17 protein-coding genes are annotated in these 15,158 nt (G+C 33.9%); 1 reads left to right on the plus strand and 16 read right to left on the minus strand.

Features of this window, described 5'->3' with window-relative positions; all coding sequences use genetic code 11:
- Window positions 1-65 precede the first annotated feature (65 nt).
- From CJ739_RS17010 to CJ739_RS17020, 3 genes are all read right to left on the minus strand, one after another.
- Complete coding sequence (locus tag CJ739_RS17010) at window positions 66-617, minus strand: hypothetical protein (RefSeq protein ID WP_117177476.1); 552 nt, start codon at window positions 615-617, stop codon at window positions 66-68.
- A gap of 57 nt (window positions 618-674) precedes the next feature.
- Window positions 675-839, minus strand: coding sequence for a DUF1328 domain-containing protein (locus CJ739_RS17015; RefSeq protein WP_117177478.1), 165 nt, complete (start codon window positions 837-839; stop codon window positions 675-677).
- Window positions 840-1,155: 316 nt separating this feature from the next.
- Window positions 1,156-1,932 (minus strand): tRNA pseudouridine synthase A, encoded by a 777-nt coding sequence (locus tag CJ739_RS17020; protein WP_117177480.1) that lies wholly within the window; start codon window positions 1,930-1,932, stop codon window positions 1,156-1,158.
- Between the two features lie 94 nt (window positions 1,933-2,026).
- On the opposite strand from CJ739_RS17020, the gene CJ739_RS17025 reads away from it, so the two are divergent.
- Window positions 2,027-2,443, plus strand: coding sequence for a hypothetical protein (locus tag CJ739_RS17025; RefSeq protein ID WP_117177482.1), 417 nt, complete (start codon window positions 2,027-2,029; stop codon window positions 2,441-2,443).
- A gap of 402 nt (window positions 2,444-2,845) precedes the next feature.
- Here the strand turns inward: CJ739_RS17025 and hisIE are convergent, their stop codons facing one another.
- The 13 genes from hisIE to CJ739_RS17090 form a co-directional block, all read right to left on the minus strand.
- Window positions 2,846-3,472, minus strand: a complete 627-nt coding sequence (gene hisIE, locus CJ739_RS17030; RefSeq protein ID WP_117177484.1) for a bifunctional phosphoribosyl-AMP cyclohydrolase/phosphoribosyl-ATP diphosphatase HisIE — start codon at window positions 3,470-3,472, stop codon at window positions 2,846-2,848.
- A 41-nt stretch (window positions 3,473-3,513) separates the two neighbouring features.
- Window positions 3,514-4,269 (minus strand): imidazole glycerol phosphate synthase subunit HisF, encoded by a 756-nt coding sequence (gene hisF, locus CJ739_RS17035; protein ID WP_117177486.1) that lies wholly within the window; start codon window positions 4,267-4,269, stop codon window positions 3,514-3,516.
- Between the two features lie 90 nt (window positions 4,270-4,359).
- On the minus strand, window positions 4,360-5,094 hold the full coding sequence (hisA, locus tag CJ739_RS17040) for a 1-(5-phosphoribosyl)-5-[(5-phosphoribosylamino)methylideneamino]imidazole-4-carboxamide isomerase (protein ID WP_117177488.1): 735 nt from the start codon (window positions 5,092-5,094) through the stop codon (window positions 4,360-4,362).
- A 126-nt stretch (window positions 5,095-5,220) separates the two neighbouring features.
- Window positions 5,221-5,577, minus strand: a complete 357-nt coding sequence (locus CJ739_RS17045; RefSeq protein ID WP_117177490.1) for a four helix bundle protein — start codon at window positions 5,575-5,577, stop codon at window positions 5,221-5,223.
- Window positions 5,577-6,173: an imidazole glycerol phosphate synthase subunit HisH gene (gene hisH / locus CJ739_RS17050; protein ID WP_117177492.1), complete on the minus strand. Its 597-nt coding sequence runs from the start codon at window positions 6,171-6,173 to the stop codon at window positions 5,577-5,579. The genes CJ739_RS17045 and hisH overlap by 1 nt, the downstream gene beginning before the upstream one ends.
- A gap of 72 nt (window positions 6,174-6,245) precedes the next feature.
- Window positions 6,246-7,382 carry a bifunctional histidinol-phosphatase/imidazoleglycerol-phosphate dehydratase HisB gene (gene hisB / locus CJ739_RS17055; RefSeq protein WP_117177494.1) on the minus strand — a complete coding sequence of 379 codons (1,137 nt, stop codon included), beginning with the start codon at window positions 7,380-7,382 and terminating at the stop codon, window positions 6,246-6,248.
- Between the two features lie 124 nt (window positions 7,383-7,506).
- Window positions 7,507-7,788 (minus strand): GIY-YIG nuclease family protein, encoded by a 282-nt coding sequence (locus CJ739_RS17060; RefSeq protein ID WP_117177497.1) that lies wholly within the window; start codon window positions 7,786-7,788, stop codon window positions 7,507-7,509.
- Between the two features lie 24 nt (window positions 7,789-7,812).
- Window positions 7,813-8,868, minus strand: a complete 1,056-nt coding sequence (gene hisC, locus CJ739_RS17065; protein WP_117177499.1) for a histidinol-phosphate transaminase — start codon at window positions 8,866-8,868, stop codon at window positions 7,813-7,815.
- Between the two features lie 51 nt (window positions 8,869-8,919).
- Window positions 8,920-10,203, minus strand: coding sequence for a histidinol dehydrogenase (gene hisD / locus CJ739_RS17070; RefSeq protein WP_117177501.1), 1,284 nt, complete (start codon window positions 10,201-10,203; stop codon window positions 8,920-8,922).
- A 70-nt stretch (window positions 10,204-10,273) separates the two neighbouring features.
- Window positions 10,274-11,131 carry an ATP phosphoribosyltransferase gene (hisG, locus tag CJ739_RS17075; RefSeq protein ID WP_117177503.1) on the minus strand — a complete coding sequence of 286 codons (858 nt, stop codon included), beginning with the start codon at window positions 11,129-11,131 and terminating at the stop codon, window positions 10,274-10,276.
- A 326-nt stretch (window positions 11,132-11,457) separates the two neighbouring features.
- A complete protein-coding gene (locus CJ739_RS17080) occupies window positions 11,458-12,273 on the minus strand; it encodes a prohibitin family protein (RefSeq protein ID WP_117177505.1) in 816 nt (271 codons plus the stop codon).
- Between the two features lie 78 nt (window positions 12,274-12,351).
- Entirely contained in the window at window positions 12,352-13,122 is a 771-nt protein-coding gene (locus tag CJ739_RS17085; RefSeq protein WP_117177507.1) for an SDR family NAD(P)-dependent oxidoreductase, read from the minus strand.
- The gene (locus CJ739_RS17090; protein ID WP_117177509.1) at window positions 13,123-15,156 is read right to left on the minus strand and encodes a VWA domain-containing protein; all 2,034 of its coding nucleotides are present in this window, start codon (window positions 15,154-15,156) and stop codon (window positions 13,123-13,125) included.
- Window positions 15,157-15,158 lie beyond the last annotated feature (2 nt).

Consider the following 15,158-nt stretch of genomic DNA (forward strand, 5'->3'; position numbering starts at 1 on the left):
CCAAAATACAAAAAAGTCCTGTTATAGCAGGACTTTTAAGATATCTTTAATGAATGTTTTTTTGATTATTTCTCTACCAAAATAAATTCTTGGCTTGTTACGGTTTTGGTGTCTTTATCATAAAATTCAATGGTAAAGCTTCCATCTTCATTAAAATATCCAATACCCGTGTCATTTCCATTCTGAAACAAATAGTGATTATCTCTGTTGAATTTAACAATGTTACCATAGTTAATTGGTGTTTCATGGTCTTTTTCCAATACAGAAAAACCAGTATCTACTTTCTTGAAACCATATTGTTTCCCATTAAATTCATAATACCCAATTTCAGTTTTAGCGTCATAGGAATTGCCCCTATCGTTATCAATTTCAATGGTTTTCTTAACTTTTACAGGACTCTTCACAATGTCCTTATCTCGTTTGTTTTTATCCTTTTCGGCGAATTCAATATCTTGCTCTTCCCGAGTTGTTACTTTAATTTTTTTCTCAACTACTTCTGTTCCATGATCCGTTTTTACAGTTTTTATTGTAGATTCTTCTGAAATATTTTTAGGTTCTTCTTGTGCCCAAATACTACCAACAAACAAGAATAAACAAGCATACATTATATTTTTCATTTTTTTAAGTTTTTAATTGTTAATAAATATTTTATTGAAAAGTATGTGTCAAGGTTTCTAACTTTTTTTTAAACCACCTTTTAGTAATGATAATACGACAAGTACAATAAATATGAAGAAAAATATTTTAGCGATACCAGCTGATGCGCCTGCTATACCGGAAAAACCTAACACTCCAGCAATTAATGCTATAATTATAAATGTGATTGTCCAACGTAACATAATTTCAAGTTTTAAAGGTTTATATTAATTTTTGAAGATTTATCTTCCTTTAATTAATACAAAGATGCTATTTAACAGTGTTTTATGTGTTACATGTTTTTTACTATAATTTGTATAATTCACATGAATACTACATTAAGTATTTGATAATCAATCAACAAAATAAGCCATGGACTTGAAGTCCATAGTTTTGTTTGCAGACTAATCTGCAAGGTTAGTTTGCGAAATTAATCGGTAAAAAATTTTAGAACCTAAAAGGGAAATGCGCTTAAGTGCATCGCATAGTTTTAACTGTTTCTGTGACCAATAATGCTAATTAAGAGAATTCTATCTTATTAAGAATTAAACCAGAAGCTGGAGCGATATATTCCATTTTAATAAAGCAGTCTTGCTCCAAACTCTTTGAAATGGTTTCTAGGCTTAGTTTTCCTTTTCCTAAATCTATAAGCGCGCCCATCATGAGTCTTATTTGATTGCGCATAAAGCCTTTACCTCGAACGCGTAGTATATATGTTTTTTCGGGGAAGTAATTAGCCGTATAAATGGTGTTTTCAACCAGTTCACATGTTATGATTTCTCGATTATAAACGCCATGGTCTGTAGGTTTGAAGCAATACGATTTAAAATAATGGGTGCCTTCAAAAAGTTTAGCGCCTTGCTTCATTAAATCAATATCTAAATCATCAAGAATGGTTGTCATAATTGGGGCGCAAAATGGATGGCATTTTTCACCATACGTAAATAAGTATAGATACTCCTTAATTTTTGAATGGTTGATGATATTGAATTTAGCATCAACTTCCCTAATATTTATTGCCCGAATATCTTGTGGTAGATTATAATTAAAAAGATCTAAAAATGCATGTTGGTCTTCTAAGGGTTCTTCTAAAAACAATTCAAAAGCAGCACATTCAGCCGAAACCATCGCATCGGTTCTTCCAGAGCTTAAACTTTTAAAAGGTTTTCCTTCCAATATAAAATTTAGCGTTCTATCTACCATTAAATGCAAGGTTTTTACATGGGGTTGTTTTTGCCAACCATGGAAACGGTATCCTAAATATTGAATGGTAATGACGTAAAAATACTTCTTCATTGTTTTTTCTAATGATAAGTTCGATTGGGGAAAGTAAGTTTTTTATTAATTATGACAAAAATTTAATAACTTGTATAACTAAAAACCAATTAATATGACAAATTTAAAAGAAAAACCACCTGTTTGGTTTTGGATTGTGAGCGTTATTGCTCTATTATGGAACGCTATGGGCGTAAAAGAGTATTTAGGTCAAGCTTATCAAACTGAAAGTTGGCGCGCTGCCGTTACCGATGAACAATTTGAAATGATTTCCAGCTTCCCTTCTTGGTTAACCGCCGCATTTGCTATTGCGGTTTTTGCAGGGCTCTTAGGCTCTTTAGGGCTTTTACTAAGAAAAAAATGGGCTTACATGTTATTTCTATTATCGTTAATTGCGGTCATTGTACAAATGGGGCATGTTTTAATTCAAGGCTATTTTGAAGGTATCGGCATGACCATTAGTATTATTGCATTCGCTATTTTTTGGGTGTGGTTTTCTAAAAAATCGATTTCAAAAGGGTGGATTTCTTAGAGATTGTTTAAATTTTGTTTTTGGAATGTTTTATAGGGTATTTTTTCGTTAGACAGGGCCGAGCGTATAAAAAAGGTCTGGGGAGACCTTTTTAGCGAAGGAGCCAGGCTGCCGCGAGGGAGAGGTTCATAGCCATAGCTACGAACCGAAAAATAGCTGAAGTATGGCGGAAAAAGGCACATAAAAGAACCAAAGGATAAAACTTAAACAGTCTCTTAAATAGAATTTTGTGAACAAAAAGAGACTGTCTGAAAAGTCTAGTTCTATGTCATATTGAGCACTTCGACAAGCTCAGCACAGGCTTTGTCGAAATATTTTAACTTTCTGGTAATCAATATCGGTTTCGACAAGCTCAACCTGACAAATTAAATGTAAAGGTCTTTTTAAGCAGCCCCTTTTTGTTTATTTATGTCTACCTTTTAATTCAGCTTCAATATCTTTTAAAGTAAAGCCTTTAGCTTGTAACAGCATTAAATAATGAAACAGTAAATCTGCCGATTCGTAGAGAAATAATTCATCATTGTTGTCCATGGCTTCAATAACAGTTTCAACAGCCTCCTCTCCTACTTTCTGAGCCACTTTGTTAATCCCTTTAGAAAACAAACTCGCTACATACGATTTGCTGGTGTCTTTGTTTGCAATACGTTCTGCAATAACGTTTTCTAAAGTTGAAAAGAAACCATAATTGGATTTGTTTTCTTCACCCCAACAATTGTCTGTGCCTTTATGACAAGTGGGGCCAACTGGATGAACTTGGATTAAAAGTGTATCGTTATCACAATCGTTTTTAATATCCACCAAGTTTAAAAAATGACCACTTTCTTCACCTTTTGTCCAAAGGCGTTGCTTACTTCTGCTAAAAAAAGTGACTTGTTTTGTTTCCAAGGTTTTTTGATATGCTTCCTCATTCATATAACCCAACATCAACACATTCTTTGTTGTAGCATCTTGAATAATGGCAGGAATTAATTTCCCCTCTAGCTCCCCCCAAGAGGGAGAAATGATCTGAGTATTTTTTTTATTTGACATATTCTAATTCTTAATTTATTTTCCCCTTTGGGGTTAGGGGATTAAAGTCGTACCTCTATATCGTGTTTTTTTAATTCTTTTTTCAATTCTGGAATAGGAATTTCACCAAAATGAAATACGCTTGCCGCCAAGGCTGCATCCGCTTTTCCTTCTTTAAACGTATCCACAAAATGCTGTACATTTCCTGCGCCTCCCGAAGCAATAATTGGAATGTTCAATAATTCCGATAATTTAGCTAACGCTTCATTGGCAAATCCATTTTTTGTGCCATCATGATCCATGGAGGTAAATAAAATTTCACCTGCACCACGTTGCTCAACTTCTTTTGCCCATTCAAACAAATCGATTTCTGTTGGGATACTGCCTCCAGCTAAATGCACTTTCCAATTGCCGTCAATTTGTTTAGCATCAATAGCGACAACGACACATTGACTACCAAATTTATTGGCAAGTTCGTTTACCAAATCAGGACGCTTCACCGCCGATGAGTTGATGGATACTTTGTCGGCACCACATTTTAATAAGGCATCTACATGTTCTACAGACGAAATACCTCCCCCAACTGTAAACGGAATATTGACTTGTTCTGCTACATGCATGACCATATCTAAAGTTGTAGCACGCGCTTCTAAGGTTGCAGAAATATCTAAAAACACCAATTCGTCTGCACCCACATTCGCATATTGCTTAGCGAGCTCTACAGGATCACCGGCATCGCGTAAATCGACAAAGTTCACTCCTTTAACAGTGCGTCCGTTTTTAATGTCTAAGCACGGTATAATTCGTTTTGTAAGCATCTTTTTTAAGTTAGAAGTTAAATATTAAAGGTTAGAAGTAAATTTTATTCTCGACTTTTTACTTCTACTATTTAATATTGTACTTATAATTTATACAAATTTTTCTAATTGCTTTAGTGTTATTCTATTTTCATAAATGGCCTTTCCTATAATAACACCTTCACAACCTATTTTTTTTAAAATCGGCAATTCTTCAATAGTTGAAAGACCTCCAGAAGCAATTAGTTTTATAGATTGTCCATTACTGCTATTGGTACATTCTGAAATAATTTGCTTGTACAAATCTACTGAAGGCCCTTCAAGCATACCATCTTTTGAAATATCGGTACATATCACGTACTGGATGCTTTTCTTTTGATATGCTTTTATAAATGGAATCACATCTTCTTTACTTTGCTCCATCCATCCACTTATAGACACTTTTCCGTTATCGCTATCGGCTCCTAAAATAATTTTAACAGCGCCATATTTAGAAATCCACCCTTCAAATGTATGCGGGTCTTTAACGGCAATACTACCGCCAGTTATTTGTTTGGCGCCAGAATTGAATGCTATATGTAAATCTTCATTGGTTTTTAAACCGCCACCAAAGTCAATTTTAAGATTGGTTTTTGATGAAATTTGCTCCAGTACTTTATAGTTTACAATGTGTTGTGCTTTGGCACCATCCAAATCGACTAAATGTAGATACTGAATGCCTGCATCTTCAAACATTTTAGCCACTTCAAGTGGATTTTCATTATATACTTTTTTGGTATCGTAATCACCTTTGGTCAGTCTTACACATTTTCCGTCTATAATATCTATGGCTGGTATAATTCTCATGTATAATATTAAATGTTAAAAGTTAAAAGTTAAATATTAGAAGTTAAATGTTAAAAATATTCAGCATATTGGCTATCAATTTATTAATATTAGAAGTTTGAAATTCAAAGTAATTGTACTTACTACTTATTTATTACTATTTCTTTTTGCTGTATTAATAGAAGCGACTGTTATGGCTAATAACTCTCTTCCTTCTTTTTGAAGGTTTGAAATTTCCTCGGAATTACCTGAAAGAACTTCTTCAAAAATTTCCAACCAATATACGCTCTCATCTACTTCTTCTTCAACTATTTTTAATTTATTTATAAAATCGGCTGTCGATTTGGCGCGTTGGGAAGCTCTATAATTTGCTCCCACAGAACTAGAGCTTCTTATTAATTGATTGACAAAAGCATTATATTCTCTAGATTTAGGGATTTTAAAACAGAAATGCCAGCAGTCTATTCCAAATCGTTCTGTTCTTTCAATTAATTCGTTTTTCATTAAAAACTTTTAATATCTAGCTTCAAAAAGTTCTCCAATATTTTTTCTCCTGCTAAACTACTCTTTTCTGGGTGAAATTGAACACCATAAAAGTTATTATGTTTTAGTGCAGAAGCATAATTAATCCCATAATCGGTAGTTGCAATGGTCTCCGCACAATGCTCGGCATAATAACTATGTACCAAATACATGTATTCACTTTCTTTGATTCCTTTAAACAACTCCGATTTCAAATCTTTAATAACATTCCAGCCCATTTGAGGTACTTTTACGTTATTATCAAAGCGTTTTACTGTGGTTTTAAAAACACCCAAGCCTTTGGTATTGCCTTCTTCGGTGAATTCACAAAGCAATTGCATCCCTAAACAAATACCCAAAACGGGTTGTTTTAATTTTGGAATGAGCGTATCCAAACCTGTTTCTTTAAGCATGGTCATAGCAGAACTCGCTTCGCCTACCCCTGGAAAAATAATTTTATCGGCTGCTAGGATTTCCTCTGGATTGTTTGATAAAACCGCATCAACACCCAAACGTTTAAAAGCAAATTGGATGCTTTTAATATTTCCTGCGCCGTAATTTATGATAACTAATTTCAATTGATTTACGATTTATGATTTACGATTTACGAATTAAACACTCGTAAATCGTAAATCTGAATTCTTAAATTATTACAATATGCCCTTTGTTGAAGGCAAAAACATCTTGTTTGAGTCTCTTTTTACCGCCATTTTCATGGCTTTAGCAAAGGCTTTAAAAATCCCCTCTATTTTATGGTGTTCATTTACCCCTTCGGCCTTTATATTTAAATTGCACTTAGCACCATCGGTAAAGGATTTAAATAAGTGGTAAAACATTTCGGTTGGCATATCCCCTATTTTTTCACGTTTAAATTCAGCATCCCATTCCAACCAATTTCTACCACCAAAATCGACAGCTACCTGAGCCAGACAATCGTCCATTGGTAAACAAAACCCGTAGCGTTCTATACCCAATTTATTGCCTAATGCTTTGTGGAATAATTCCCCAAAGGCAATCATGGTATCTTCAATGGTGTGGTGTTCATCAACCTCTAAATCGCCATTTACTTTGATGGTTAAATCCATAGCACCATGACGACCAATTTGATCTAACATGTGATCGAAAAACGATAAACCGGTGTTGATGTCGTTTTTACCAGATCCATCCAAATTTAACTTGATGTAGATTTGGGTTTCATTGGTATTACGAGTAATTTCAGCAACACGGTCTTCTAATTTCAAAAACTCATAGATTTCTTTCCAGTCGGTTGTTGTTAAAGCTATGACGTTTAAAATATCTTGTTTGGACGTTTCGATTTCGTCTGCACCTAAATTTGGATTTTCGGAAAGATAAATACCTTTGGCTCCTAGGTTTTTAGCCAGTTCCATATCGGTAATTCTATCACCTAATACAAACGAATTTTCTAAATCGTAGGCTTCTGAAAAATACTTTGTCAACAAACCGGTTCTAGGCTTACGAGTGGGTGCATTTTCATGCGGAAAGGTTTTGTCGATATGGATATCTGCGAACTCGACTCCTTCTTTAGCAAAGGCACTGATGATTTTATTCTGCGCTGGCCAAAACGTATCTTCAGGAAAAGAATCCGTACCCAAACCATCTTGATTTGTGACCATCACCAATTCGTAGTCTAGCTCATTTGCTATTTTAGCCATGTATTGAAACACTTTTGGATAAAACTCCAATTTTTCCAAACTATCTAATTGGTAATCTATGGGTGGTTCCAAAACCAACGTGCCGTCGCGGTCTATAAATAATACTTTTTTCATGCGTAAATATCTATTGTTTTTTAAAGGTCACATGGTATCGCTTTATTTTCATTGGTATTTGGGTTTCCAAATCATGGCGATTTCATGCTTAATTTATTAAGCAACCCTGAATTTATTTCAGGGTCTAATTAATTTCTAAGGTTATTAAATTTGGATTTGATTTTTTTATCAAGTTCCATTTCCATTCTTTATGCCAATTCTTTAATTGACTTTCTCTTTTTTTAGCTTCCTTTTTATTGTCAAATGTTTCAAAATAAACTAAATCTGTTGCCTTGTACTTTTTTGTAAATACAGCCCCAATTCCTTTTGAATGTTCAACTAATCTTCGTTTTAAGTTATCTGTATAACCAATATATAATACTGTTCTATTTTTATTTGATGTTATATAGCAATAATACGTCAACATAATTTAAAAGTTCCTGAAACAAGTTCAGGATTTCGATATTGATAAAAGTGTTTTTATCAATATCTCATTCTCTTCAGGTGTTCCAACGGTTAATCGCAATGTGTTTTCACAACCTGCCTGTGTTGTTCTATTTCTAATTACAATACCTTTCTCAATAAGTTGATTGTAACGTTTATTGGCATCATCGACTTTTACCAATACAAAATTAGCGTCTGATGGATATATTTTTGAAACATAACCAATAGATTTTAATTCTGAAATTAAAGCACTGCGTTCTTTCAATATGTCGGCAATTTGTTTGCTAGCCAAATCTTTGATATTTAATAATTCAATAGCTTTATTTTGTGTTAATTCGTTGATGTTATAAGGAGGTTTTATGGTGTTTAAAACCGTAATGATTTCAGCTGAAGCATAACAAATCCCCAATCGAATACCTGCCATGGCATACGCTTTGGACAAGGTTTGCGTCACAATTAAATTAGGAAATTCATTTAATCTTGTCAACCAACTTGCTTCATTTGAAAAATCGATATAAGCCTCATCAATAACCACAATGCCTTTAAATTTACTAACCAATGCTTCAATGGCTTCTGAAGAAAAACTATTCCCTGAAGGATTGTTTGGTGAACATATGAATAGTAACTTACTATTAGCATCCGCAGCATTTAAAATGTCTTCAACTTTTGGCTGAAAATCTGCATCTAAATCCACTTTTTTAATGCCAATCGCATTCAAGTTAGCCAACACTTCATACATACCATATGTTGGAGGTAAAATAACGACATTATCTCGATTCGGTTCGCAAAATGCCCTGTAAATCAAGTCCAGCACTTCATCACTTCCATTTCCTAAAAGGATTTGTTTTGTTGAAATCCCTTTAATTCCAGATAAAACCGACTTCAACTTTCCCTGTTGTGGATCTGGGTAACGGTTTACACCATTTTCAAACGGATTTTCATTAGCATCTAAAAATACCATATCGTCGGTTACCCCTTGAAATTCATCACGTGCGGATGAATACGGTTTTAGTGCTTTTATAGTCGGACGTATTATATTTTTTAAATCAAAATTTGTTTTCATAAAAAAATTAGAACTGAGTTCTTGAGATTCCTGCCTCACAGGAATGACAAATTATTTTAAATCCTTTAATCGAATGGAAACGGCATTTTTATGTGCCTGTAAACCTTCTGCTTCCGCCATAAGTTCTATGGTTTCACCAATATTCAAAAGACCTGCTTTCGATATCTTTTGAAAGGTCATACTTTTAGAAAAACTATCTAAATTCACACCTGAATAGGCTTTCGAAAATCCGTTAGTAGGCAATGTATGGTTGGTTCCAGAAGCATAATCGCCTGCGCTTTCCGGTGTATAGTCGCCAATAAACACAGAGCCTGCATTTTCAATATTATCTACGTAAAAATCTTCATTTTCTGTACAGATAATAAAATGTTCCGGGCCATATTCGTTTATTAATTCCATCGCCAATTCATCATTTTCTACATAAATAAGTTTTGAATTTGCTATGGCTTTTTCTGCAATCGCTTTACGCGGAAGCACACGAAGCTGTTTTTCAATTTCTTCTGAAACCTTATTGATTAAAGCATTCGAAGTTGAAACTAAAATAACTTGGCTGTCCGTACCATGTTCCGCTTGACTTAATAAATCGGATGCGATGTATGAAGCATTTGCGGATGCATCGGCAACGACCAACAATTCACTGGGACCTGCAGGCATATCGATAGCTACACCAAATTTGGTTGCTAATTGTTTAGCCACGGTAACAAACTGGTTGCCGGGTCCGAATATTTTATATACCTGTGGTATGGTTTCCGTTCCAAAAGTTAATCCTGCAATGGCTTGGATACCTCCTACTTTTATAATTTTAGTAACCCCACAAAGTTGTGCTGCAAACAAAATTTCTGGTGCCAACTCCCCTTGTTTATTTGGTGGCGAACAAAGCACAATTTCTTTACAACCTGCTATTTGCGCAGGAATTGCCAACATTAAAACCGTTGAAAACAAAGGGGCGGTACCTCCTGGGATATATAGCCCCACTTTTTGAATCGGGCGCTTTTCTTGCCAACATTTTACACCTTGAGTGGTTTCAACTTCTACCCTGTTTGTTTTTTGTGCAGCGTGAAAAGCTTCAATATTTTGTTTTGCCTTTTTTATGGCATTTTGAAGTGCTTCTGGCACATGGGCTATGGCTTTTTGAATGTCCCCCATCGTTACCAGACTTGATTCTAAGGCAATGCCATCAAACTGTTGTGTGTATTTATTAATGGCAGCATCGCCATTTAAACGCACAGCATCAAAAATCTGATTTACAACCGTTTCAATATCGCTCACGGTTTGAGTGGGTCTTTTTAATAGTTGGGACCATTCATCTCTATGTGGGTTATTAATTATTTGCATTGAAAACCTTTCTTTTTTTATTTCCGCGGAAGCGGAAATCTATAATTGTTAATTTTTCATTATTAATTGATTACAGTACCATTTTCTCAATAGGACACACTAAAATACCTTGGGCGCCTTTTGCTTTTAAATCGTCAATAACGTCCCAAAATTCGTTTTTGCTTATTACCGAGTGTATGGAACTCCAACCCGCTTCTGCTAAAGGCAGTACCGTTGGGCTCTTCATCCCCGGTAACACATCTATGATATCTTGAACTTTATCATTTGGTGCATTCAATAAAACGTATTTAGATTCCCTTCCTTTTAAAACCGATTTGATTCTGAATTGAATTTTATCTAAAATAGCTTGTTTTTCAGCATCTAAAATTGGTGAAACTGCCAAAACCGCCTCCGATTTTAAAATCATTTCAACCTCTTTCAAATTGTTTTTAAACAACGTACTTCCGCTTGAAACAATATCAACAATAGCATCTGCTAACCCGATATTGGGTGCTATTTCAACGGATCCGTTAATAATATGAAGATTTGCTGTGATACCTTGTGCATCCAAATAATTTTGAACGGTGTTTGGATATGATGTTGCGATGCGTTTGCCATCTAAATCTTTAATACTCGTATAATTCATTGTTTTTGGCACTGCAATACAAACGCGGCATGAAGAAAACCCTAGTTTTTCGGCTATATTAATACCACTACCCTTTTCAATCAACACATTTTCACCAATAATAGCCGCATCAACGACACCATCTTTTAAATATTGGGGAATATCGCCATTTCTTAGATAGAAAACTTCAACAGGAAAATTTCTTGCTGATGCTTTTAATTGGTCTATGCCATTATCAATAGAAATACCTATATCCTTAAGTAGTTCCATAGATTCGTCGTGTAAACGACCTGATTTTTGTACTGCAATTCTTAATGTACTCATTTTCTTGTTTTTATGAGTTTGAAACAATCTAGTTGGACTTAAAATTAAAAACCCGCTTGATTGTCTCAAACGGGTTTATAAAAATATGTTGATTTTATTCAATACATCTTCACTTCGCTTGAGAGCAAATTTGAAAATGGTGGTGATGTGATTGAATAAAGTTCATTTTTATGTTTTTACTTTTGCAAATATCTATAATTAAAGTTAATTATTCCAAATAATAGTAATAAAACTTATGACTATTAAGTATTCCTTATTTATAGCTAATATTAATTATTTAATATTCAAAATATCTCAAAAAAAGTTGAATTATTTTGTTCAATTCTCTATTGGTTTCCTAAAATAATAGGCAAGCCACTATCACCAGAACCAATAACAATGACTTTGCTATTTGGCGATTCTGCTAATTTCATAGTGGCATCTATACCTTTATCTTGTAAAATTTTATCGGTTAACGAGGCACTTAAAATTCTGTTTGATTCTGCTTTACCTTCTGCCTCTATAATTACTTTTTCAGCTTCTTTAGCTGCGGTAACCAATCTAAACTCATATTCTAAGGATTCTTGCTCTTGTCTTAGTTTGCGTTCAATAGCATCTTTAATTGTTTCAGGCAAAGTAACATCACGCACTAAAAATTCATTGAGTTGTATATATTGCTTTTCTAGTATTTTTTTAGTTTCAACAAATATTTCATCTTGAATCGCATCACGTTTGCTAGAATATAATTGTTCGGGTGTATAGCGGCCAACAACACTACGAGCAGCACTTCTAATTGCTGGCTGGATAACACGTTGTAAATAATTTTCTCCTAAAGATTGATGAAGATTTCCTAGGTCATTATAAACAGGTTCATACCATGCAGACCCATCTATTTGAATTTCTAGCCCATTAGAAGATAGTACTTTCATTTTTTCAAAAAGTTCTTGTTGACGTACTTCATAAATGATGACTTTATTCCAAGGTGCTACAATATGAAACCCTTCTCCTAAAGGAGGCTCATCGGTTACGACACCATTATCAAACGTTTTATAAAGTACGCCTGCTTCTCCAGAGCCTATAGTTACTGCGGATTTAGTTAGTAATACAATTAAAATGATTGCTACAATGATTATAGGTAATGCTACTTTTGGTAATCTTTCCATTTTATTTATTTTATTTAAATTAATCTATTATATTTTCTTAAAAACCACTCTAAATACAAATTTAAAGCTATTGAACGCTTACATTTTTCCTTGATTCACTAATTGGCCCCCATCTATAGTCAATAACTGCCCAGAAGTCGTTACGGCATCGATTGCTAAATAAATAATACCTTTTGCAATATCTTCTGGCAATGATGTTTTATTAATAAGTGAAGCCTTTTCGACATTTTCTTTGACAGACTCATACCTGTCTCCTAAAAAACCTTTTGTCCATCGCGTCTGAATAAAACCAGGGCAAACGCCATTGACTCTAACCTCTGGGGCAAGCGCATGGGCAAGTGAAAGTGTCATTGTGGACAAAGCGCCTTTAGACGCCGCATAAGCAATGGAGCTTCCTACACCGGATATAGCACTAATGGAAGATATATTAACAATCGCACCATGAACCTTTTTTAGATACGGTGCTGCCATTTTTACCATTTGGTAGGCTCCAATAACGTTGACTTCATAAATGTCTTGGAAATCCTTTTTATTAAGTCCTTCTAAATCATTATAATTACAGTATCTAGTGGTTCCAGCGTTATTAACCAATGCATCAATGCTCCCTAAAGTTTTTATGGTCTCGTCTACCATTCTTTGGCAATCTTCTTCATTAGCAACATTTGCTTGACATACCAAAGTAGCTACTCCAAGGTTTTTACATATTTCAGCGAGTTCGTAAGCACCACTTTCATTTTGAGAATAATTAATGACGACATTCCACCCTCTTTTAGCAAATTCAATACAAGAAGCCGCACCTACTCCCGATGATGAGCCTGTTATAATGGCAGTTTTAGTTTCTTTGTTCATTTAAATTAATCCGTTATATTTTCTTAAAAACCACTCTAGAGACAAACTTAAAGCGATTATAATGAGTAGATATTTCCAATCTATCAAAGGTAAGCTATTTTTATTGCTTTTTTGGATACTAACAAATCTCTTGTCGTTTAAAAGGGTTTCTGCTAGGTTTTCCGCAGTGTTTACAAAAAAACTTTTTCCTTGACTGTTCGTCGCTAATTGTTGGAGTTTTGTTACATCGGCATTTAAAAATTGTTGCTCAACGTTGTATTCTAAAATTTTAAAGCTTCCCGATTTAGAGATGTTTTCTTTTGAAGCCTTTATTGTAAATTCATAATCGGATGCGGGCAAACTACTCAGATCTACTTGATAGTTGGTATTGTTTAAAATAAGCGGAAAGGTTTTAGTTTCGTTAGTAACCAAATTTTTCACAGTAATATGAAGTGTTTCACGCGTATCGAACACATAATTCTTATCGAAAAATTCAGCTTTTATAATAACATTTGTATTGCCGTTATAAAACGATTCGTATGCTACATTCAATCTGCTTTTTTGTTTGTTCGAAGCTGTATATTGAATAAGCTTCCCTATAAAATCATCAAAAGAATTAAACGATTTGTCGTTTATGTAACTTTGTGCACGCCACTGCCATATATTTTCACCAAACAAAACCGCTTCTCGCCTACCATTTGTTTCAAAAGTAGCAAGCAATGGGGCTTTTGTTGAAATACCATGAATGGTTTTATTTAAAATAGTTTCAAAAGGAAGCGAAAATGATACAGCACCGTAATGTGTATTAAGTGGAGGAAACGATTCAAAATTAATATCTTCAATAATAAATGGCGCATAGTTTTTGTTTAATTCAGCTTGATAAGTTTCTGTTTGATTTGTTATTTCGTGGGTAAACGTTTTATTGATATTGTTTAGAAAATTCAAATCTGTTTTAGTACCAATTACTGTGAATCGGTTCTTGTTTTCTGAATTTAAAACCTCATATAATTTATTAAACCTATTATTTGGTTGATACAAAATAACTAATTGAAAATCATTTATTTGAGTTAAAACATTATTTGAGTTTAAAAACAAAACCGAGCGCTGTTCATTACTTTCAATACTCTTTTTTAAAGCACCTAAATCGGGATGAATAAAATCGCTTACCAAGGCAATTTTCGTTTTTTGATCGATAACTTCAATGGCGAAATTTTTAAAATTATTGGTGGTGTTTTTTTCATTTTCCAAAGGTTGCAACAACGCTTTGTAAGCATGTACGCCAACGGTATTTGCTGGAAGTTTGAAGTTAATAACCTTAGAGTTATTCTGTTTTGTAAAGTTTACAATTTCAGAATACACTACGGAATTCCCATTTGTAACAATAAACTTAGAATTGATAGCAGTATCACCATTATACACCAGAATAGTTTCTACTGGAAACTGATTTTTTAAATAGGCATACTTGTTTACGCTTAATTGCTGAATTTTTAGATCGGTATGCCTAACCGTATCGCCTAAAATAACTGGATATATGGGTTGTTTGTAATTATTATAAGCGAATTCATAGCTGTTTCCGTAGGTTTGGTTGCCATCGGAAATTAAAATGGTTGGAGAAATCGATTGCTTATAAATTTGGGACAGTTGGTTGAAGGCATCATTTATATTGGTTTGTTTTTCGTCGAATTCAATACCATTTGAAGGGCTTAACTTTTCACCAAACGTATAGGTTTCAATATGAAATTTATCGGTTAATCTTTTATCGGTTGTCAATTTTTCAACTAAACTGTTGACATTCGCATCTTGTTTCAAATACTTTATTGAGCTTGAATTATCGACAGCAATAACCAAATTAGGTTTTATGGTAGAAAGCGTTATTTGCTCAAACTTTGGATTGATAAGCAATAATAACACTGAGAAGATCGTAAGAAATCTTAAAAACAAAAAAAGCATGCTTAGTTTAGTCATGCTTTTTTTGTTGAATTTATACTGAAATCCTGCTAATAACAAAGCAATGATTCCTGCTAATATGATGTATAATAGAGTTTCTGAACTCATTA

The sequence above is a fragment of the Mariniflexile sp. TRM1-10 genome, from assembly GCF_003425985.1.
Taxonomy (GTDB): domain Bacteria; phylum Bacteroidota; class Bacteroidia; order Flavobacteriales; family Flavobacteriaceae; genus Mariniflexile.

Excerpts from the sequence above, each read along its gene's own strand:
- CJ739_RS17010 (WP_117177476.1), bottom strand. The coding sequence starts at position 617 with ATGAAAAATATAATGTATGCTTGTTTATTCTTGTTTGTTGGTAGTATT.
- CJ739_RS17015 (WP_117177478.1), bottom strand. The coding sequence starts at position 839 with ATGTTACGTTGGACAATCACATTTATAATTATAGCATTAATTGCTGGA.
- CJ739_RS17020 (WP_117177480.1), bottom strand. The coding sequence starts at position 1,932 with ATGAAGAAGTATTTTTACGTCATTACCATTCAATATTTAGGATACCGT.
- CJ739_RS17025 (WP_117177482.1), top strand. The coding sequence starts at position 2,027 with ATGACAAATTTAAAAGAAAAACCACCTGTTTGGTTTTGGATTGTGAGC.
- hisIE (WP_117177484.1), bottom strand. The coding sequence starts at position 3,472 with ATGTCAAATAAAAAAAATACTCAGATCATTTCTCCCTCTTGGGGGGAG.
- hisF (WP_117177486.1), bottom strand. The coding sequence starts at position 4,269 with ATGCTTACAAAACGAATTATACCGTGCTTAGACATTAAAAACGGACGC.
- hisA (WP_117177488.1), bottom strand. The coding sequence starts at position 5,094 with ATGAGAATTATACCAGCCATAGATATTATAGACGGAAAATGTGTAAGA.
- CJ739_RS17045 (WP_117177490.1), bottom strand. The coding sequence starts at position 5,577 with ATGAAAAACGAATTAATTGAAAGAACAGAACGATTTGGAATAGACTGC.
- hisB (WP_117177494.1), bottom strand. The coding sequence starts at position 7,382 with ATGAAAAAAGTATTATTTATAGACCGCGACGGCACGTTGGTTTTGGAA.
- CJ739_RS17060 (WP_117177497.1), bottom strand. The coding sequence starts at position 7,788 with ATGTTGACGTATTATTGCTATATAACATCAAATAAAAATAGAACAGTA.
- hisC (WP_117177499.1), bottom strand. The coding sequence starts at position 8,868 with ATGAAAACAAATTTTGATTTAAAAAATATAATACGTCCGACTATAAAA.
- hisD (WP_117177501.1), bottom strand. The coding sequence starts at position 10,203 with ATGCAAATAATTAATAACCCACATAGAGATGAATGGTCCCAACTATTA.
- hisG (WP_117177503.1), bottom strand. The coding sequence starts at position 11,131 with ATGAGTACATTAAGAATTGCAGTACAAAAATCAGGTCGTTTACACGAC.
- CJ739_RS17080 (WP_117177505.1), bottom strand. The coding sequence starts at position 12,273 with ATGGAAAGATTACCAAAAGTAGCATTACCTATAATCATTGTAGCAATC.
- CJ739_RS17085 (WP_117177507.1), bottom strand. The coding sequence starts at position 13,122 with ATGAACAAAGAAACTAAAACTGCCATTATAACAGGCTCATCATCGGGA.
- CJ739_RS17090 (WP_117177509.1), bottom strand. The coding sequence starts at position 15,156 with ATGAGTTCAGAAACTCTATTATACATCATATTAGCAGGAATCATTGCT.